The sequence below is a fragment of the Kitasatospora sp. NPDC057595 genome (assembly GCF_042800875.1).
Lineage (GTDB): Bacteria > Actinomycetota > Actinomycetes > Streptomycetales > Streptomycetaceae > Kitasatospora.
This window is the reverse complement of sequence record NZ_JBHVGL010000013.1, coordinates 176,010-194,052: the sequence shown is the minus strand read 5'-3', so window position 1 is coordinate 194,052 and position 18,043 is coordinate 176,010. Positions and strand designations below refer to the sequence as shown.

Sequence of the window (18,043 nt, the reverse complement as noted above, 5' to 3'; positions counted from 1 at the left end):
TCGCAGGGCGCACCCCTGGACACGGAGGCGGGCCGGGGGCGCGGGCTGCGGGCCGGGCGCCGGACGGCGATTGAGCCGTTGGTCCCTGGTCGCGGGCGCCGAAAGGCCGTAGCCGGTTCGGCGGGGCGGGAGGAGGGTGGAGACCGTCAGCCGGTCCCGATCCCACCCCTGGAGCCCGCCGTGACCGTCGCCGCCCGCCCCCGCGTCCCCCGTCCGAGTGAGGAACTGCACGGCGGACCGCGCCGACTGGTCGGATCGCTGGCCGCGCTCGACGGACGGCAGGCCGGCGTCCACGACCTGCTGCTGATGCAGTGCCCCAGCTCGCTGCGCCCGCTCGGCGGCGGCCCGCTGCCGGACTGGGCGCGGCAGGTGCTGCGCGCGCACCCCTGGGTGACCGTCGGACGGGCGCCGGCCGTGGCGGGCACCCCCGCGGACACCCCGCACCCCGTGCGCTGCACCCGGGACGTGTCGGCGGCCCCGGAGACCTGGCTGCCGGTGACGGTGCGCGGCCCCCTGCGCGGGCAGCGGCTGGACGCGCTGGCGCCCCGGTCGGCGGTGGCCCGGATGCTGCGCCCCGAGCAGTTGCCGGGGCGGCTCTCCCTGCTGTCGCCCGAGCGGGTGGCGGCGATCCCCGCGCTGACGGTGCTGCCGCTCGCCGGGCAGCTGATCGCCGACCACCGGCTGGCCTGGGGGCCGATCGGCGCGATCGGCTACGAGCTGGCCACCGGCGAACCGGTGGCCGGCCCGCTGAGCCCGCTGCGGCTGGTGCTGCGCGCCCCGCAGCCGGTGAGCCGGCGCGACGCGCTGCACCTGCGGCGGGCGCTCAGCCGGCTGCGGGTGCCGGTCCAGGCCGAGCTGGAGACCCGGCACGGCGCGGTGCTGCTGGCCGAGTACGCGGCCTCGCCGCTGACGCTGACCCTGCTCACGCCGGACGGGCCCCGGGAGGTCCACGACCCGTGGTTCCCCCGGGGCCGGTGAGCCCGTGCCGCGCTCACCCGGGCCTGACGCCCTCGCCCGGGTGAGCGCCCGGCTCAGCCGCTGATGCTGGCCGCGCCGGTCTCCAGGTGGCCGGTGAACCGCTGCGACCAGGTGGCGTCGGCGTTCACCGTGACGGTGAAGTCGTACCAGCCGTCGGTGTAGGCGACGGCGTTGAAGAAGTCGCTCACACTGCCGCCGGCCGGCACCTGGTACGTCCAGGGGCCGTCGGTGCGGTAGTTGGTGGACGTGATGGTGAAGGTCAGCGCGGTGGTGCCGGTGTTGGCGAGCTTGAACCAGACCGCCGGCTTGCCGGTGCCCGGCTCGACGGCGTACGAGCAGGTGACGGCCGCGTTCTTGCCCGCCTTGGTGGCGTCGCCCTTGAAGCGGCGCAGGAAGCGGTTGGGGCCGACCACGCTCAGGTCGTACTGACCGCTGCCGTAGCCGGTGCCGCAGTTGAAGAAGTCGCTCTGGCTGCCGCCCGGGTCGACGGTGTACTGCCAGGGGCCGCCGCCGCGGTAGGCGTTGGCGTACGCGGCGAAGTGGGCGGTCCTGGTCGCCACCGCGCCCTCGTTGGCCATCGTCAGCCAGACCTTGATCGCGCCGGCCGAGCCGAACTCCAGGTGGTCCAGGTTGGCGTTCGGCTGGTGGGGCAGGGCGCGGGCCGGACGGGTGCCGATCTCCTGGGCGGGCAGCTTGTTGTCGACCGGGGCCGGGTTGGGCAGCGGGCCGCAGTTGGCCATGCCGACCACCGCGCCGGCGGTGGCGGGCAGCGTGGGCAGGCCGTACACCGGGTTGGCGAAGTCGAACAGGCCGGTGAGGTCGCCGCAGACCCGCCGCCGCCAGTCGCTGATGTTGACGCAGGTGGCGGGCTTGCCGATGGCGGCGGTCCACTTCTCCAGGAAGCGCAGCACCGAGGTGTGGTCGAAGACCTCGGAGGAGACCCAGCCGCCGCGGGTCCACGGGGAGACGGCGATCAGCGGGACGCGGAAGCCCAGGCCGATGTTGGTGCCGTTGTAGAACTCGCCCGGGGTGCCGGCCGGGGCGGCGGGCGGCGGGACGTGGTCGAAGAAGCCGTCGTTCTCGTCGTAGTTGAGGAACAGGACGGAGGAGTTGAAGACGTCCGGGTCGGCGTTGAGCGCGTCGATCACGTTGTGGACGAAGTGCGCGCCGTCGGCCGGGGTGGCGTACGGGTGCTCGGAGACCTCCTGGTTGGGGACGATCCAGGAGACCTGCGGGAGGGTGCCGGCCAGCACGTCGGCCTTGATCGCGGCGACGATGTCGTCCGGGGTCCGCCCGGTGACCTTGGGGACGGAGCCCATGCCCTTGACCGCGAGCGGGCTGCCGGCGGGCGCGCCCGTGAACTGGGTGAAGTAGCCCAGCGCGTTGTCGCCGTAGTTGTCGGCGGCGTTCTGGTAGACCTTCCAGCTGACGCCCGCGTTCTCCAGCGCCTCGGCGTAGGTCTGCCAGCGCAGGCCCTTCTCGTCGCCGCCGTCGTAGGCCGGGCCGCCGGCGGCGCCGGACGGGTCGATCTGGCCCGACCAGTGGTAGGTGCGGTTGGGGCCGGTGGCGCTCAGCACCGAGCAGAAGTAGGCGTCGCAGATGGTCCAGTTCTCGGCGAGCGCGTAGTGGAACGGGATGTCCTGGCGGGTGAGGAAGCCCAGGGTGCGGACGTTGCCCTTGGCCGCCACCCAGGAGTCCAGCTTGCCGCCGTTCCAGGCCCTGTGCTGGTCGCTCCACCCGTGGCTGAGGTCGCCGTTGCACTGGGCGAGGCGCTCCGCGTCGGCGCCGCCGGCCGGCTTGGTGAGGCTGAACTGCCACGGGTACTGGCGGCCCAGCAGGCCGTTGGGCTGGTTGAAGACGGAGTAGCCGCCGGCGATCTGGATGGCGGAGCGGTCGGCGAAGCCGCGCACGCCGCGCAGCATGCCGAAGTAGTGGTCGAAGCTGCGGTTCTCCTGCATGAGGATCACGATGTGCCGCGCGTCGGCCAGGCCGCCGGTCTGCGACAGCGCCGCCGACGGCGTGGTGGCCACCGCGGCGTCCGGAGCGGCCGGGTCGGCGGCCGGCGTACCGGCGGGTGCGTCGGCGGCGGGGGCCGCCCCGGCGCCGGTGGTCCCGGCACCGGCCACGGCGAGGCCCGCGGCGGCGGCACCGGACAGGGTCACGAACTTCCTACGACTCAGCTCGGCCATCAGCCCAGCCCGTCCCTTCATCGGCGATGTTGTGCACACAAGTCGGCGCCCACACGATCGCGCAGCATCCTCCACCCGCTCCCGACGGCCCCACCAGGGGCCGACGGCAGGGTTGGCGGACTGTTCCCCCCTGGGTCGCCGAACGACCTGCGGCTGAACGGACGGCCGGGCCGAAACCTCCGGACCTCCTCATTTGAACGCGTTCAAAGTTTTTGCCACACTGAGGCCAGACACCGTTACGTGGGGGGATTTCCATGCAGATGTCACGCTTCGCCCTGTCCACCGCCGCCGTCGTGCTGGCGGCCGGCGCCCTGAGCGCCTGCACCGGCGGATCCCACGCCCCGGCCGTCGGCGGCCCGCCCGGTGAGCTCGTCAAGGCCGCCGACGCCATGGACCGCATCGGCAACGGCCGGCTCCGGTTCACCGCGGCCGAGGGCGACAAGGCGCCGGCCACCCTCAACGGGTACGTGCGCTGGCGGGGCCGGCCGTCCTTCGAGACCACCGAGGGCGACTCCACGATGCGCCTCGTCCACGGGGGCATGTACGTCCGCGGCCTCGGACTCGACCGCTGGCAGCGGCTCGACCACTTCACCTCGCGGCCCGACGAGCCGCCCACGCCGATCGACCTGGCCACGCTGAGCATGGAGCTGGCGTCCTCGCCCGCCGCCGAACTGCGGCGGGCCGCCGGGCACGGCACGGTCACCGCGGAAGGGCGGGAGGACCTGGGCGGGGTCCCCGTCACGCACTACCGCAGCGTGTCACCCGTGCCGGCGATGAGCGGCAACGCCGAACGGCGCCTCGTCGGCGGCCCCGACTACACACCGCCGGCCGGCTCGGCCTGCACCGCCGACTACTGGGTCAACGACCGCCACGAGCTGGTCAAACTCACCCTCGCCCTGAGCGCCGGTCAGGACCGGGCGCAGGCCACGGCCGAGTACAGCGAGCCGGGCGCCGCCCCGGACATACCCGTACCGGCGCCGGCCGAGGTGGAGGACCCGTGGGCCACCGTCAGTCCTTCACCGTGATCCCCAGGGCGTGGGCGAACTGGGGGGCCAGTTCGAGGAGCTGGGTGGAGCTGATGAGGGCGCCGCGCAGACCCTGGTGACCGTCGGGCAGGCCGAGGCCGACGGCGCCGCGCAGGTCCACCTTGCTCAGGGTGGCGCCGCGCAGCCGGACCTCCTCCAGGGTGGAACCGGGGAAGGTGACGCCGGTGAGCCGCGCGTCGCCGAAGTCGACGTCGCGCAGCAGGCAGTCCTCGAAGACGACGTCGCGCAGCACGGCGGCGCGCAGGTTGACGGCCTCCAGCTTGCAGCCGCGGAACACCACCCGGCGCAGCGCCGAGCCGTGCGCGGCGATGCCGGCCAGCACGCCGCCGGAGACGGCGGTGTCCTGCCAGTCGCTGTCGGCGAGGTCGCAGGCCACCCAGCGGCCGGCCTGCACCCAGACCTCGTTGAACCGGGCCTGGCGGAGCCTGACGCCGCTCAGGGCCACGCCGGTGAGGGCGCACTCCAGGAAGGTCGCGCCGCCCGCCGACTGGTCGGTGTACTCGCCGCCGTCGAAGTGGACGGTGTCGTAGCGGTCGTCGCTGCGCAGCGGGCCGGTGTGCGCGGTCAGGTGGGCGGCGTAGGGCAGGTCTTCCAGGTGGTCGGGGACGTGCTGGGGCATGCGGGGGCACCTCGCGGTCGGCGGCGGACGGGTCCTGGTCCGCATGCTCGCACGGGGCACCGACAGTCCGGCGCGAGCGGGCGCGGCGGTGACACGGTGGGGCGCGCACCGCCGGCCCTGCTCGGATGCGCCGCTCGGGACGGGAACGCACGCGGGGCGGCCCGGTCGCCGGGGTTGCGGCGACCGGGCCGTCACTGCGGTGCGCGGGGCAGGCCTTGGGAGGGACTACCGCCAGAGGGAGTTGACGCGGCTGCGCTCGGTGCTGTTCGGGTACGGGTTGGTGCAGGAGGTGCCGGGGCCGCCGCCGGACATCAGCTCGCTGCACGGGCCCGAGTAGTGGTCGGGCAGGCCCAGCACGTGGCCGGTCTCGTGGGCGGTCACCCGGGTCGAGTTGTACTGCCGGTTCTGCGCGTAGTCGAGGAAGATGTAGCCGCGGCCGTGGCCGTCGGTGCTGGCGTAGGAGCCGCGCGAGTCGTTGCCCTCGTAGTAGCGGAAGTCGGCGGCCGAACCGGACCGGAGCTGCACGTTGGTGACCGAGCTGTTCCAGATCTGCGCGCTCTGGGCTATGACACCGGCGAAGGACGGCGCGCTGCTGGCGTCGTAGGTCACCGTGACGGCCAGCAGGTACGGGTTGGCGGCCTGCTTGGCCCGCGCGGACTTCATGACGGCCTCGAAGAACGCCCGGTTGTTGGCGTCCTCGGCGGCCGAGCCGGCGTAGGCGGTCGCGGTGGTGGACGGCGTGTAGCCCTGGGCCGGCGCGGCGACGGCGCTGGTCGGCAGGGCGGCCAGGCCGGCGGCGAGCGCCAGGCCGAGGGCGGCGGAGAAGGTGCGCGAGACACGGTTCATGTGGGGGGCTCCCGTTCACGGGTCGAGGGGTGGGGGTACGCCGGTGCGGCGGTACGGGACGCACCGCGGGTGGTGCGGTGGTGCGGGTGGGCATGCGCCCGACCGGCCGGAGGGGGTCGTCCGGTCGGCGCGCGCCGGGGGGGCCGCCGCGGGGGCGGGCCGTCGAGGGGCCGGATCAGCCGGCCAGGCCGTACCGCCACAGCGAGTTGACGCGGCTGCGCTCGGTGCTGTTCGGGTACGGGTTGGTGCAGGACGGGCCGGGGCCGCCGCCGGACATCAGCTCGCTGCACGGGCCCGAGTAGTGGTCCGGCAGGCCCAGCACGTGACCGGTCTCGTGCGCGATCACCCGCAGCGAGGAGTACTGCTGGTTCTGGGAGTAGTCGAGGAAGATGTAGCCGTTGCCGTGCCCGTCGGTGCTGGCGTAGGAGCCGTTGGACGGGTCGTCGCCCTCGTAGTACGCGAAGTCGGCGTTGGAGCCCTGCTGGAGCCGGACGTTGCCGACCGAGCTGTTCCAGATCTGCGCGCTCTGGGATATGACCCCGGCGAAGGACGGCGCGTTGCTGGCGTCGTAGGTCACCGTGACGGCCAGCAGGTACGGGTTGGCGGCCTGCTTGGCCCGCGCGGACTTCATGACGGCCTCGAAGAACGCCCGGTCGTCCGCCTTGCCCGCGCCCTTCGCAGCGGCGCCCGGGGTGTAGTGCCCGGCGGCGGGAGCGCTCACCGGGGCGGCGGTGGCGGCGGTCGGCAGGGCGGCCGTTCCCACGGCCAGGGCCAGTCCGAGTGCGACGGAGAACATGCGCGGGACACGGTTCATGTGGGGGCTCCGATTCGCGAGTGCGCCGCGGACGGTGGGGGCCGGGCCGCGGGCATCGGATGAATGCTTGCTGCCCCCAGAGCTTCGGCCAGGCCGGCGGCCCGGCGGATGATGTCAACCGGCGATAGCCCGGACCAATCACCGCGCCGCCCGGACGGCCGGTCCGATCCTCCGACCAACAGCCTGTCATGTCCCTGGCGTCATCCCGTTTCCACCGTTACGCTCCCGGATGTGGAGCTCGACGTGAGACACCTGCGGGTGCTGTGCGCGATCGCCGACACCGGAAGCCTCCGCAAGGCAGCGCTGCAGCTCGGCATGACCCAGCCGTCGCTGACCACCCAGCTGCACCGCATCGAACGGGCCGTCGGCGGCACGTTGTTCACCCGGGAGCAGACCGGCAGCCGGCCCACCGCGCTCGGCCACTCCGTGCTGTCCCGGGCCAGGCCGGTGATCGCCGAGATGGCGGCGCTGGTGGCCGCCGCCCGCCAGGAGGCCAGGGAGGCGGCCGGTGGCGAGCGCGCCCGGCGGCTGCGGATCGGCAGCGTCGGCAGCCGGGCGGTGGCCGCCTGGCTGCGCCGGCTGCACGAGCGGCTGCCGGAGACCGACACCACGATCCAGATCGACATCTCGGCCAACGCCCTGCTGAGGATGGTCGCCGCCGACCAGTTGGACGTGGCCTTCGTGCACGAGAGCGAGGGCTTCCCGCTGCGGCTGCCCCCGGACGCCGAGCACCGGGTGCTGCTCACCCGCGAGCCGCAGTTCGTCGCGCTCACGGCCGGCCACCGGGCGGCGGCCCGGCCGGTGGTCCGGCTGGCCGAGCTCGCCGAGGACACCTGGATGGTGGACCCGACCGCCGACCACGAGTACGCCGCGATGCGCCGGGTGTTCCGCGCCGCCGGGCTCAACCCCCGGGTGGTGCAGGTGCGGGACAACGCGACCGCCGCCGAACTGGTCGCCTCCGGGGAGGCGGTCCGCCCCTGTCAGCCGACCTCGCTGCCGGGGCCGGGCACCGTCGTGCGGCGACTGCACGGCGACCCCCTGGCCGTGCGGCTGCTGCTGGTCTGGCGGCCGCGCGCGCTCGGCCCGCCGGCCCGCGAGGCGCTGTACGAGGAGCTGCGGGCGGCCTACCTGGACCTCGCCGAGGCCAGCCCGGCGTACCGGGCCTGGCTCGCCGGGCACGACGAGGTGCGACGCGCCCTGCTGGGGCCGCCCCCGTTGGACCCGCTCCGCGCGAACGGAACGGCGCTCGGCGGTGCGGCACTCAGCGGTGCGGCGCTGAACGGCTCGGCACTGCACCGCTCGGCACTGCACGGCTCGGCACTGCACGGCTCGGCACCGAACGACGCCGACGGGCCCGACGGAACGGGCCCGCCGAACGGGACGAACGGCCGGGCCGAGGAGCACCCCCGCGACGGGCAGCCGCGGGAGGGCTCGCCGCAGCGCCGTCCGCCCGCCCTCGTTCAGCGCTCCCTCGCGTGCAGCGCCACCCCGGCCGCCACCGCGGCCGCCGTCACCAGACCCGCCGCGAGGACGCCGGAGCCGCCCGCCGCCGTACAGGCGAGCACCGCCACCGAGGCCACCGGCAGCAGCGACAGCTGAAGCGCGCCGGTCTTGGCGTGCCGGGCGTGCAGCGCCCAGACGGCGAACAGGTAGAGCGCGGTCGGCACGGTCACCGCCGCGGTGGCGGCCGTCTCGGAGACGTGCGCCTTGTGCACGGCCGATGCGACCGCCACCTCCAGTCCGGCGCCGATCGCCGCCGCCGCGCCGAACACCAGGTAGTGGCCGTAGCCCCAGAGGAAGGCCTGCCGGCTGGACCGCAGGTGCTGGTGGACCGGCCGGGCGTAGTAGATCCACCAGGCCGAGAAGCAGATCAGCAGACCGCCGACCGCGGCCGGCAGCAGGCGGGCCAGTCCCTCCTGCTCGTCCGCCGCCGACTGCACCGCGACGGTCGCCGCCGCCGCCGTCTCGCCGAGCACGATCAGCGTGAACAGGCCGTACCGCTCGGCGATGTGGTGCGGGTGCCACGGGGTCCGCAGCCGCAGTTCGGCGACCACCGGCACGGCCAGCTCGGCCAGGATCCCGATCGGGATCAGCACCGAGCGGACGTCGTGCGGCAGCAGCAGCACCGCAACCCAGCCGATCTGGCAGAGCGTGATCCCGACGGCGTAGCGCAGCGCCACCACGCGGGCCAGGCCCTCCTCGGCCGCCGCCGCGCGCAGCCACTGGGTGACCATCGCCAGCCGCATCACCACGTAGCCGATCACCACCAGCACGAGGTCCTGGTCGGCGAAGAGCCGCGGCACCCCGGCGGCGAGGATCAGCACACCGGCGATCTGGACCAGGGTGGTGAGCCGGTAGGGGACGTCGTCGCAGTCGTAGGCGGAGGCGAACCAGGTGAAGTTCATCCACGCCCACCAGATCACGAAGAAGGCGAAGAGGTAGCCGGTCAGGCCGTCGCCCCAGTGGCCGCCCGCGAGGTCGTGGGCCAGCTCCCGGCCGGCCTGGCCGACGGCGACCACGAAACAGAGGTCGAAGAAGAGTTCCAGCGGGGTGGCGACCCGGTGCGGCTCGTCCCGGCTGCGCGGGACCATCCGGCGCACCGGGCGGGGATCGACGGGGTGCGGGCGCGGGACTGCGGTGGAATCGCTGCTCATGGACGGGTCTCCGGGATCCGGACGGGCGGGCTGTACCCGCCGCATCCTGACAGCGCGCCGGGCGCCGCGCACGCATCCGGGGACACCAGGGAGCACCGGACATTGCCCGGGAGCGCACGGATCGCGGCGAGCGCCGCCGGATCGGGAGATTGCCCCGTTTTGGACCGATACGCCCTGGCGTCAGCGAGAGTTGACGCCCCGGTGCGCGAACCGGGTGACAGCGCGGCGGGTTTGCGGACGCGCCGCGCCGTACGGTGCGACCGCCCGGACGCCCCGCTAGATTCGTCCCCGGTTCGAAGCGAACGGGGCCCGGAGACGGACCTCGCGGCACGGGCGGCCTGCGGGCATCGCGGAAGGTCAAGGCGGGTGGCAGGACAGCGGGGGCGGCATCACCGGCCTTCCCGTGTCCGCACCACCGGCCTCGTGATCACCGCGCTGCTCGCCAGTGCCCGCCGCGCGCCCGCCCGGGCCGCCGGGGACCGCACCGCCGTCCCGCCCCCGGCCCCACCCCCGGCCCCGGCTACTTCTCCCAGCCGATCTTGGCGTAGTCGGTGCTCGCCAGGCCGAACGCCCCGTAGTTGGCGAGACCCTTGCGGGCCGCCACCACGGTCGGCCGCTGGTACAGCTCGAAGGTGTGGCCGAGCTCCCAGATCCGGGCGTCCGCCTGGTTGTAGAGCTTCGCGGCCTCCACCGGGTCGATCGTGCCGGCCGCCTTCTTCAGCAGCGCGTCGATCTCCTCGCTGCCCAGCTTGGAGTAGTTGCCGAAGACGTTGTCGCCCTGCGGCAGGCGGAAGTTGGTCAGGCTGCTGGAGAGCGGGAACGAGTCGGTGTTGCGCCAGCTGGCGATGTCCCACTTGCCGGGGTTGACGTACTTGGTGAAGAAGTCGTTGGCCGCGACCTTGTCGATCTCCACCTTGACGCCGGCCGCCAGCCACATCGCCTGGGCGGCGGTGGCGAGGTCGACCTGGGCCTGCGGGGCGGACTCGTTGAGCACCCAGTGCAGGGTCAGCGTCTGGCCGTCCTTGGTGCGGGGCTGACCGCTGCCGGCCTCCTTCCAGCCGGCCTCGTCCAGCAGCTTCTTCGCGGCGGCCGGGTCGAACTTCGCCCACTCGCCGGAGTTGTCCCGGTAGCCGGTCTGGTTGGGCATGAAGATGTGGTTGCCGAGCGGCTTGAACTCCACCGGCACGCCATTGTTGGCGATCTTGATGAGCGCCCCCCGGTCCAGCGCCCTGCCGAGCGCCTGGCGGACCTTGACGTCCGCCAGCGGACCGCCGCCGCCGAAGGAGATGTGCACCTCGTCCCACGGGCTGGCGGACCGGATCACCGCGTCCTTGGCGTCCTTGAGCTGCCCGTACGCGGTGGCGGTGCCGGCCGTGGCGAAGTCGATCTCGTTGTTGAGGAAGGCCTGGGTGGTCGCCGACTGGGACATCACCCGGAAGGTGATCCGCTCCGCCTTCGGCTTGACGCCCCACCAGTCGGGGTCCGGGACGAGGGTGAGGGTCTGCGCGGTCTTGTCGGCGGTGCCGATCTTCAGCGGCCCGGCGGTGATCGGGATCTTCTCCACCCAGCCCTTGTTGAAGTCGTCGGCGGTGGCGATCCCGGCCGCCGGGACCAGCGGGCGGAACAGGTTCTGCCAGTCGGCGTACGGCTCGGAGAAGGTCACCTTGACCTCGGCCGGGTCGGCGCCCTGCTCGACGGCGGAGATCAGCTCGTAGCCGGCCGAGTCGGCGATGTTGTAGCCGTCCTTCTTCCCGTTGGTGGCCTCCCAGTCGGCCTTGAAGTCGAGGTAGCTCAGCGGCTTGCCGTCCGACCACTTGGCCTTGGGGTTGAGCTTGTAGGTGATCACCTGCGGCGAGGCGGAGGTGACCTTGGCGTCCACCAGGTAGTCGGCGACCGGCTTGAAGGTGCCGGTCTCGTCGGTGCTGAACAGGCTCGGCTCCAGCGTGCGCATGATGTCGACCGCGTCGCCGTAGCGGCCGTCCACCTGGAACGGGTTCCACTGGGTGATCCACTGGTAGAGCGGGAAGCGGACCTCGCCGCCGTCGCGGATCTGCTCCGGCGGCTTGGCGTTGATGTCGATGGCCCCCTGCCCGGGCGCTTCGCTCCTGACCGCCGTGTCCGCCGAACCGCCTCCGCCGGAGGTGCACGCGGCGGTCGCCAGCGCGACGGCGAGGGCGAGTGCGGCGGCGCGGCCGAGTCGGCGCGCGGGCGTGGCGGAAGCGTCCATGAGGGTCCCTCCGTGATGTCCGGCGAGTGGTGAGAGATGAGCGTCGCGAGGTGTGGCGAGGCTTGAGCGTGGGCAGCCAAGTCGGTGCCGGGGACCGAACGTAACAGCCGATCAGAACGAGTACCAGGGGGCCGAGTTGACACCTGATCCGACCGAAACGGGGCGCAACACGGCCGCAACACCGCGGCCGCGCACCGGTGCCACACTCTGAGCTGCGCTTTCCTGACCACGGTCAAGAACGGCGATCGGCCGTCCCTCCCTCGCCCGCGCCCGCGCGCCCGCCCCCGACCCGAAGGCCACCCTCCGATGCCCACCAGACGCGTCGGCCCCGCCCCCACCCCGGGCGGCCGTTGATGCTCCGCTACCTGACCAAGCGGCTCGCCTACTACGCCGTCCTGCTGGTCGCCGCCGTCTTCCTGGCGTACGCGCTGGCCGGCGCCGCCCTGCAGCCGCGCGCCTACTTCGAGGCCAAGGTGCCGCGCCCGGCCGCCGCCTCGGTCGAGCGCCAGCTCACCGACCTCAACCTGAACGACCGCACCCCGGTGGTCGAGCGCTTCGGCCGCTGGGCCGGCGGACTGCTGCTGCACGGCGACCTCGGCCGCACCATCCACGACACCCCCGTGATGGACGACTTCCGCCGCCGGGTCTGGGTCTCGCTGCGGCTGCTGCTGGTCGGCAGCCTGCTCGGCATGGTGCTCGGCGTCGCCGCCGGGGCGTGGAGCGCGGTGCGCCAGTACCGGCTCTCCGACCGGCTGCTGACCGTGCTGTCCTTCGTCCTGCTCTCCACCCCGGTCTTCCTGGTCGCGCTGTTCCTCAAGAACGGCGCCATCGCCGCCAAGGACGCCGTCGGCCACGAGGTCGTCCCCTTCACCGGGTACGAGACGCCCGGCCTCGACGGCGGCCTCGGCGCGCACCTCGCCGACTGGGCGCTGCACCTGCTGCTGCCCACCCTCTCGCTGGCGCTCGGCGGCCTCGCCACCTACAGCCGCTACCAGCGCGGCACCATGCTCGACGTGCTCGGCTCCGACTACCTGCGCACCGCCGAGGCCAAGGGCCTCACCAGGGGCCGGGCACTGGTCAGGCACGGACTGCGGACGGCGGTCATCCCGATGTCGACGATGTTCGCCTACAGCTTCCTCGGCATCTTCACCGGTGCCGCCTTCACCGAGACCATCTTCGGCTGGCACGGCATGGGCGAGTGGTTCATCCAGTCCGTCAACGAGCAGGACGTCAACGCGGTCGTCGCGGTCAACCTGTTCGCGGCGGTCGTGGTGCTCGCCTCCGGTTTCCTCGCCGACACCCTGCACGCCGCGCTCGATCCGCGCGTGCGGGCCTGACCCGAGGAGGAGCGCCGTGACCGCCGCGATCACCGGACCCGCCGGACCCGCCGAGCCCGCCGGGACGCCCGGGACCGCACCCGAACCCGCCCCGGTACCCGCGACGGCCGGCCGGGGGCGGATCGTCCTCGCCCGGCTGCTCGCCGCCCGCGGCGCGGTGGCCGGTGCCGTCGTCGTCCTGCTGCTGTTCCTGCTGGCCTTCGGCGGCCCCCACCTCACCCCCTGGGACTACGCCGCGCCCGACTACGGCGCGCTGCGCCAGCCGCCCTCCGCCACCCACTGGTTCGGCACCAACGGGATCGGCCAGGACGTCTTCGCGCAGACCCTCCGCGGTCTGCAGAAGTCCCTGGTCATCGGCCTTCTGGTGGCGCTGTTCTCGACCGTGCTGGCCTCCCTGGTGGGCGCCTGCGCCGGCTACTTCGGCGGCTGGACCGACCGGTCGCTGATGTTCCTGGTCGACCTCATGCTGGTCTTCCCCGCCTTCCTGGTCGTCACCATCGTCTCGCCCCGGCTGAAGGGCGCCGGCTGGCTCGCCTTCGTCCTGCTGCTCGCCCTGTTCAACTGGATGATCACCGCCCGGGTGGTCCGGTCGATGACGATCTCGCTGCGCGAGCGGGAGTTCGTGCGCGCCGCGCGGTTCATGGGCGTCCACCCGCTGCGGATCATCACCCGGCACGTGCTGCCGAACGTCGCCTCCTTCCTCATCATCGACGCCACCATCGCGGTCGGCGGCGCCGTGATGAGCGAGACCGCGCTCTCCTACTTCGGCTTCGGCGTCAGGGCGCCGGACGTCTCGCTCGGCACCCTGCTCGCCGCCGGCACCAGTGAGGCACCGGTCTTCCCCTGGCTGTTCTACTTCGCCGCCGGGCTGCTGGTGCTCTTCGTCCTGGCCGTCAACCTGATCGGCGACGGGCTGCGCGACGCCCTCGACCCCACCGCCGAGGCCGCCCGCAGACCCCGCCGCACGCGCGAGCGTGACCGTGCTCCGAGGAAGGGGACCCGCGCGTGACCGACACCGCCGCGACCACCGCCACCGGCACCCCGCTGCTGCGGGTGCAGGACCTGCGGGTCGACTTCACCGGCCCGCGCGGCGCCGGCCCCGTCCCCGCGGTGCGCGGCGTCGACCTCACCCTGCACCGCGGTGAGACCCTCGGCATCGTCGGCGAGTCCGGCTCCGGCAAGTCCGTCACCGCGCTGGCCGTCCTCGGACTGCTGCCCGGCACCGCCCGGGTCCGCGGCTCGGTGCGGCTGGACGACCGCGAACTGCTCGGCCTGCCCGGCCGCGAGCTGGCCGCCGTCCGCGGCCGGCGGATCGCCATGGTCTTCCAGGACCCGCTCTCCGCCTTCACGCCCGTCTACCGGATCGGCGACCAGCTCGTCGAGGCGCTGCGCGTCCACCGGCCCGGCCTGGACCGGACCGCCGCCCGCAAACGGGCCGCCGAACTGCTCGACCTGGTCGGCATCCCGGCCCCCGACCGCGCCCTGGACGGCTTTCCGCACGAGTTCTCCGGCGGCATGCGCCAGCGCGCCATGATCGCCATGGCCGTCGCCAACGACCCCGACGTGCTGCTCGCCGACGAACCCACCACCGCGCTCGACGTCACCATCCAGGCGCAGGTGCTCGACGTGCTGCGCACCGCCCGCCGGGAGACCGGCGCCGCGCTCGTCCTGGTCAGCCACGACCTCGGGGTGATCGCCGGGATGGCCGACCGGGTCGCCGTGATGTACGCCGGGCGGGTCGTCGAGACGGCCGGCGTGGACGAGCTGTTCGCCGCGCCGCGCCACCCCTACACCCTCGGCCTGATCGGCGCCGTCCCCCGGCTGGACGGGCGGCGCGGACCGCTGGTCCCGATCCCCGGCACACCCGCGCCGATGGCCGGACTGCCGGACGGCTGCCCGTTCGCCGCCCGCTGCCCGCTGGCCGAGGACCGCTGCCGCACGGCCGAGCCGCCGCTCGCCGGCGACGGCCACCTGAGCGCCTGCGTCCGGTCCGGCGAACTCGCCGAGCGACGGCCCGCGCCCGGCGAGGTGTACCCCGTGCCGGAACTCCCGGTGGCGCCCGGCCCGCCGCTCCCCCGCGCGCAGCGCCCGCCCGTCCTGGAGGTCGGCGGCCTCACCAGGACCTTCCCGCTGCTCAAGGGCACCGTCTTCAAGCGCCGGGTCGGCTCGGTGTACGCGGTGGACGGCGTCGAGCTGTCGATCCGGGAGGGCGAGACCCTCGGCCTGGTCGGCGAGTCCGGCTCCGGCAAGTCCACCACCCTGTTCGAACTGCTGCGCCTGGCCGCCCCCGAGTCCGGCCGGATCGAGCTGCTCGGCCGGGACACCGCCGGGCTCTCCCGCGCCGAGGCCCACCGGATGCGGGCCCGGCTGCAGATCGTCTTCCAGGACCCGATGGCCAGCCTCGACCCCCGGATGCCGGTCGGCGACATCGTCGCCGAGCCGCTGCGCGCCCAGCGGGCCGCCAAGGAGGAGATCGCCCGCCGGGTGCCCGAGCTGCTGCGCCAGGTGGGCCTCGACCCGGCGCACGCCGTCCGCTACCCGCACCAGTTCTCCGGCGGGCAGCGGCAGCGCATCTCGATCGCCCGGGCGCTGGCCGTCCGGCCCCGGCTGCTGGTGCTCGACGAGCCGGTCTCGGCGCTGGACGTCTCGATCCAGGCCGGGGTGCTCAACCTGCTCCAGTCGCTCAAGGCGGAGCTCGGCCTCTCCTACCTCTTCGTCTCGCACGACCTCTCGGTGATCCGGCACCTCGCCGACCGGGTCAGCGTGATGTACCTGGGGCGGACGGTCGAGCAGGGCGAGGTGTCCGCCGTCTTCGAGCGCCCCCGGCACCCCTACACCCGCGCCCTGCTCTCCGCCGTCCCGCTGCCGGACCCGGCCGCCGAACGCGCCCGCACCCGCGTCCTGCTGGCCGGCGACCCGCCCTCCCCCACCGTCCGGCACGCCGGCTGCCCGTTCCGGGCCCGCTGCCCCGTCCACCCGGCGCTCGACGAGGCGGCCCGCGCCCGCTGCGCGAGCGAAGCGCCGGCGCTCACGGCCGCCACCGGGCCCGGGGACGCCGACCACCAGGCCGCCTGTCACTTCCCGGAGGGGTGACGGGCCGCGCGGTGAGGCCCGTCCGGCGTCACCCTGGGTCACCGGGCGCCGACGATTCGGCGGATCGGCCCGACTGCGTGTAATGTCTTCCAGGTCAGCAGGCGCCGCTAGCTCAGTTGGTTAGAGCAGCTGACTCTTAATCAGCGGGTCCGGGGTTCGAGTCCCTGGCGGCGCACAGACGGTCGAAGGGCCCTCTCGCAGCAGCGAGGGGGCCCTTCGGTGTTTCCCCTGCGTCCCGTGCGTCCGGGCTTCCCACGCGTCCGCCCTGTTCAGCGGGCCGTGTCCAGGATCGCCGAGGCCACCGCGTCCGGGCGGTCGAACATCAGCAGGTGCCCGGCCGGGGCGGTGCTGCGGAACTCGGCGCCGAGCAGCGCCGCCAGCTCCCGCTGGACGGCCAGCCACTCCCCGGTGCGGCGGCCGCGCAGACCGTCGTCCGCGGCGAGCACGGTGACCGGCAGGTCCGCCGGCAGCGGGGCGGTGCGGCGCAGTCGGGCCAGTTCGGCGGCCATGTCCAGGTAGCGGGCGTTCTCCCGGAGCAGCGCCCGCAGCGAGCGCCCGGTGCGGTAGCAGCGCCGGACCAGCGACGCGGGGGCGAGGTCCTCGCGGCGCACCGTGGTGGCCCGGGCGGTCAGCCGGCGCACGGTGGGCCCGAACAGGTACGGCACCGCGACGGCGGTGGCCGCACCGGCGGCGGTGCGCGCCGCGAGATCGCGCAGGCCGGGGGCCGGGAGCGGGTGCGGATCGGGTTCGACGCTGCCGTCCAGCAGGACCAGCCCGGCCGTCCGCTCCGGGTGCAGCCGGGCGAAGGCCTCGACGTGGAACGCGGCGAGCGAGTGCCCGGCCACCGTGCACGGCCCGGCCAGGTCCAGCGCGTCCAGCACGGCCCGGATCCGGTCCGCCTCCCCGGCGGCGGTCGGCAGCGGCCGGTCGGCCGGCTCGGGCGCGCTCAGGCCGTAGCCGGGCCGGTCGAAGCGGACCACGGTGCGGTACGGGGTGAGGAAGGGGACGACGAGGTCCCAGTCGAACCAGCTGCTGCCGAGGCCTCCGGCGAGCAGGCAGACCGGGCCCCGCCCCTCGGCGCGGACGTGCAGGGGCGTGCCGTCGATCCGCAGGAAGGTCGCGGCGGCACCGTGCGGACCGGAGGGGTGTGCGCCGGTCATACCGGATCCCGCTCCCCGGACGGCCGGGCACGGGCGACCGCGGCGGGGGCCGGGACGGCCGCGGAAGCTCGCCCGGTGTCCGCCCCGGAGCGCAGCGCCGCCGCGAGCAGGGCCAGCCAGAGGGCGACGAGCAGCACCTGGAGGCGCTGGCCGGCGCCCAGCGCCCAGGTCCCGTGGCCGGCCTCGAAGGCGGCGATCGCGCCGAGGCTCCACCCGGTGGCGAGCAGTTCGGCGCCCAGCAGCCACGGCCCGTACCGCCGCACCGGCGGCCACCGGCCGTGGCGGCGGGCGGCGACGGTGAGCGCGGTCAGCCCGCCGAGCGCGCCGAGCACCGCCAGGCTGCTGGTCACGGCGTGCGCGGTGTGGGTGGCGGGGACGAGCCCGGCGGTCTCCCGGGCGGCGCACATCTCGTCGCTGGTGGGCGCGCAGCTCAGCGGCAGCCGGGAGTCGGCGGCGGTGGCCGCGCCGAACAGGGCGAGCCCGGCCCATCCGGCCACCGCCCAGCGGCCGGTCCCCGCACGCGCCCGGACCGGACCGCGGAAGGCGGTCAGGGCGAGGACGGCGGCGGCCAGCACCGCGAGCCCGGCGACCAGGTCGGTGGCCCGGAAGAGACCGCCCAGCGGCTGGTCCTCGGCGGCCAGCTCGCTGAGGTACGCCTGGACCGGGTCGAGCCCGGTGCTGAGCACCACCTCCAGGACCCACGCGGTGTACGCGAGCGCGCTGAGCAGCAGCAGGGCGGCGACGGCGCGGACGAGGGCGGGGGCCGGGGCGGAAGTGAGCCGAGCCTTCCGGCGACCGGGGTGGGAGCTGGGCACGATTCCACCCTAACCGGCGGTAAACCCCTCCCCAACCGGGAGGAAACGGACGGCCCGGCCCGGGCGACGGACCGGACGGTTCGAGGCGCCCCTCGGGAGCGTGTATTGTTTTCCCCGTCAGCCGGCGCCGCTAGCTCAGTTGGTTAGAGCAGCTGACTCTTAATCAGCGGGTCCGGGGTTCGAGTCCCTGGCGGCGCACCGACACCGGGGAGCCTCTCGTTCATACGAGGGGCTCTCCGGCTTTTCGCTGCCCATCGACGTCCGA

13 protein-coding genes, 2 tRNA genes and 1 pseudogene are annotated in these 18,043 nt (G+C 74.3%); 8 read left to right on the top strand and 8 right to left on the bottom strand.

Annotation, left to right across the window (positions count from 1 at the left end):
* Positions 1 to 180 precede the first annotated feature (180 nt).
* On the top strand, positions 181 to 978 hold the full coding sequence (locus ACFU9E_RS21075; RefSeq protein WP_380681962.1) for a phosphoribosyl-dephospho-CoA transferase MdcG domain-containing protein: 798 nt from the start codon (positions 181 to 183) through the stop codon (positions 976 to 978).
* Positions 979 to 1,031: 53 nt separating this feature from the next.
* Here the strand turns inward: ACFU9E_RS21075 and ACFU9E_RS21070 are convergent, their stop codons facing one another.
* Positions 1,032 to 3,167 carry a phosphocholine-specific phospholipase C gene (locus tag ACFU9E_RS21070; protein ID WP_380681972.1) on the bottom strand — a complete coding sequence of 712 codons (2,136 nt, stop codon included), beginning with the start codon at positions 3,165 to 3,167 and terminating at the stop codon, positions 1,032 to 1,034.
* A gap of 254 nt (positions 3,168 to 3,421) precedes the next feature.
* On the opposite strand from ACFU9E_RS21070, the gene ACFU9E_RS21065 reads away from it, so the two are divergent.
* A complete protein-coding gene (locus tag ACFU9E_RS21065; RefSeq protein ID WP_380681961.1) occupies positions 3,422 to 4,192 on the top strand; it encodes a hypothetical protein in 771 nt (256 codons plus the stop codon).
* On the opposite strand, the gene ACFU9E_RS21060 is transcribed toward ACFU9E_RS21065, so the two are convergent.
* From ACFU9E_RS21060 to snpA (ACFU9E_RS21050), 3 genes are all read right to left on the bottom strand, one after another.
* Positions 4,176 to 4,832 (bottom strand): pentapeptide repeat-containing protein, encoded by a 657-nt coding sequence (locus ACFU9E_RS21060; protein ID WP_380681960.1) that lies wholly within the window; start codon positions 4,830 to 4,832, stop codon positions 4,176 to 4,178. The genes ACFU9E_RS21065 and ACFU9E_RS21060 overlap by 17 nt on opposite strands.
* A 225-nt stretch (positions 4,833 to 5,057) precedes the next feature.
* The gene (gene snpA, locus ACFU9E_RS21055) at positions 5,058 to 5,678 is read right to left on the bottom strand and encodes a snapalysin (protein ID WP_380681959.1); all 621 of its coding nucleotides are present in this window, start codon (positions 5,676 to 5,678) and stop codon (positions 5,058 to 5,060) included.
* A 175-nt stretch (positions 5,679 to 5,853) separates the two neighbouring features.
* The gene (gene snpA, locus ACFU9E_RS21050) at positions 5,854 to 6,492 is read right to left on the bottom strand and encodes a snapalysin (protein ID WP_380681958.1); all 639 of its coding nucleotides are present in this window, start codon (positions 6,490 to 6,492) and stop codon (positions 5,854 to 5,856) included.
* Positions 6,493 to 6,555: 63 nt separating this feature from the next.
* Here snpA (ACFU9E_RS21050) and ACFU9E_RS21045 point away from each other — a divergent pair.
* Positions 6,556 to 7,557: pseudogene (locus ACFU9E_RS21045) on the top strand (LysR substrate-binding domain-containing protein); the annotation flags it as partial.
* Between the two features lie 395 nt (positions 7,558 to 7,952).
* Here the strand turns inward: ACFU9E_RS21045 and ACFU9E_RS21040 are convergent.
* Together ACFU9E_RS21040 and ACFU9E_RS21035 are read right to left on the bottom strand one after the other, a co-directional pair.
* Positions 7,953 to 9,146, bottom strand: a complete 1,194-nt coding sequence (locus tag ACFU9E_RS21040) for a low temperature requirement protein A (protein ID WP_380681957.1) — start codon at positions 9,144 to 9,146, stop codon at positions 7,953 to 7,955.
* A gap of 520 nt (positions 9,147 to 9,666) precedes the next feature.
* Positions 9,667 to 11,373: an ABC transporter family substrate-binding protein gene (locus ACFU9E_RS21035; RefSeq protein WP_380681956.1), complete on the bottom strand. Its 1,707-nt coding sequence runs from the start codon at positions 11,371 to 11,373 to the stop codon at positions 9,667 to 9,669.
* Positions 11,374 to 11,726: 353 nt separating this feature from the next.
* Between ACFU9E_RS21035 and ACFU9E_RS21030 the strand changes: the two genes are divergently transcribed.
* From ACFU9E_RS21030 to ACFU9E_RS21015, 4 genes are all read left to right on the top strand, one after another.
* Positions 11,727 to 12,710 (top strand): ABC transporter permease, encoded by a 984-nt coding sequence (locus ACFU9E_RS21030; protein WP_380681955.1) that lies wholly within the window; start codon positions 11,727 to 11,729, stop codon positions 12,708 to 12,710.
* Between the two features lie 121 nt (positions 12,711 to 12,831).
* A complete protein-coding gene (locus ACFU9E_RS21025) occupies positions 12,832 to 13,719 on the top strand; it encodes an ABC transporter permease (RefSeq protein ID WP_380681971.1) in 888 nt (295 codons plus the stop codon).
* Positions 13,716 to 15,803, top strand: a complete 2,088-nt coding sequence (locus ACFU9E_RS21020) for a dipeptide ABC transporter ATP-binding protein (protein WP_380681954.1) — start codon at positions 13,716 to 13,718, stop codon at positions 15,801 to 15,803. Before ACFU9E_RS21025 ends, ACFU9E_RS21020 begins: the two co-directional genes overlap by 4 nt.
* Positions 15,804 to 15,904: 101 nt before the next feature.
* A tRNA-Lys gene (locus ACFU9E_RS21015) sits at positions 15,905 to 15,978 on the top strand.
* A gap of 94 nt (positions 15,979 to 16,072) precedes the next feature.
* Here the strand turns inward: ACFU9E_RS21015 and ACFU9E_RS21010 are convergent.
* Both ACFU9E_RS21010 and ACFU9E_RS21005 read right to left on the bottom strand, forming a co-directional pair.
* The gene (locus tag ACFU9E_RS21010) at positions 16,073 to 16,963 is read right to left on the bottom strand and encodes an alpha/beta fold hydrolase (RefSeq protein WP_380683923.1); all 891 of its coding nucleotides are present in this window, start codon (positions 16,961 to 16,963) and stop codon (positions 16,073 to 16,075) included.
* On the bottom strand, positions 16,960 to 17,697 hold the full coding sequence (locus ACFU9E_RS21005; protein WP_380683925.1) for a DUF998 domain-containing protein: 738 nt from the start codon (positions 17,695 to 17,697) through the stop codon (positions 16,960 to 16,962). The genes ACFU9E_RS21010 and ACFU9E_RS21005 overlap by 4 nt, the downstream gene beginning before the upstream one ends.
* Positions 17,698 to 17,902: 205 nt before the next feature.
* Between ACFU9E_RS21005 and ACFU9E_RS21000 the strand changes: the two genes are divergently transcribed.
* A tRNA-Lys gene (locus tag ACFU9E_RS21000) sits at positions 17,903 to 17,976 on the top strand.
* Positions 17,977 to 18,043 lie beyond the last annotated feature (67 nt).

Coding starts and splice junctions, on each gene's coding strand:
- ACFU9E_RS21070 (WP_380681972.1), bottom strand. CDS start 3,167: ATGGCCGAGCTGAGTCGTAGGAAGTTCGTGACCCTGTCCGGTGCCGCC.
- ACFU9E_RS21065 (WP_380681961.1), top strand. CDS start 3,422: ATGCAGATGTCACGCTTCGCCCTGTCCACCGCCGCCGTCGTGCTGGCG.
- ACFU9E_RS21060 (WP_380681960.1), bottom strand. CDS start 4,832: ATGCCCCAGCACGTCCCCGACCACCTGGAAGACCTGCCCTACGCCGCC.
- snpA (WP_380681959.1), bottom strand. CDS start 5,678: ATGAACCGTGTCTCGCGCACCTTCTCCGCCGCCCTCGGCCTGGCGCTC.
- snpA (WP_380681958.1), bottom strand. CDS start 6,492: ATGAACCGTGTCCCGCGCATGTTCTCCGTCGCACTCGGACTGGCCCTG.
- ACFU9E_RS21040 (WP_380681957.1), bottom strand. CDS start 9,146: ATGAGCAGCGATTCCACCGCAGTCCCGCGCCCGCACCCCGTCGATCCC.
- ACFU9E_RS21035 (WP_380681956.1), bottom strand. CDS start 11,373: ATGGACGCTTCCGCCACGCCCGCGCGCCGACTCGGCCGCGCCGCCGCA.
- ACFU9E_RS21030 (WP_380681955.1), top strand. CDS start 11,727: ATGCTCCGCTACCTGACCAAGCGGCTCGCCTACTACGCCGTCCTGCTG.
- ACFU9E_RS21010 (WP_380683923.1), bottom strand. CDS start 16,963: ATGACCGGCGCACACCCCTCCGGTCCGCACGGTGCCGCCGCGACCTTC.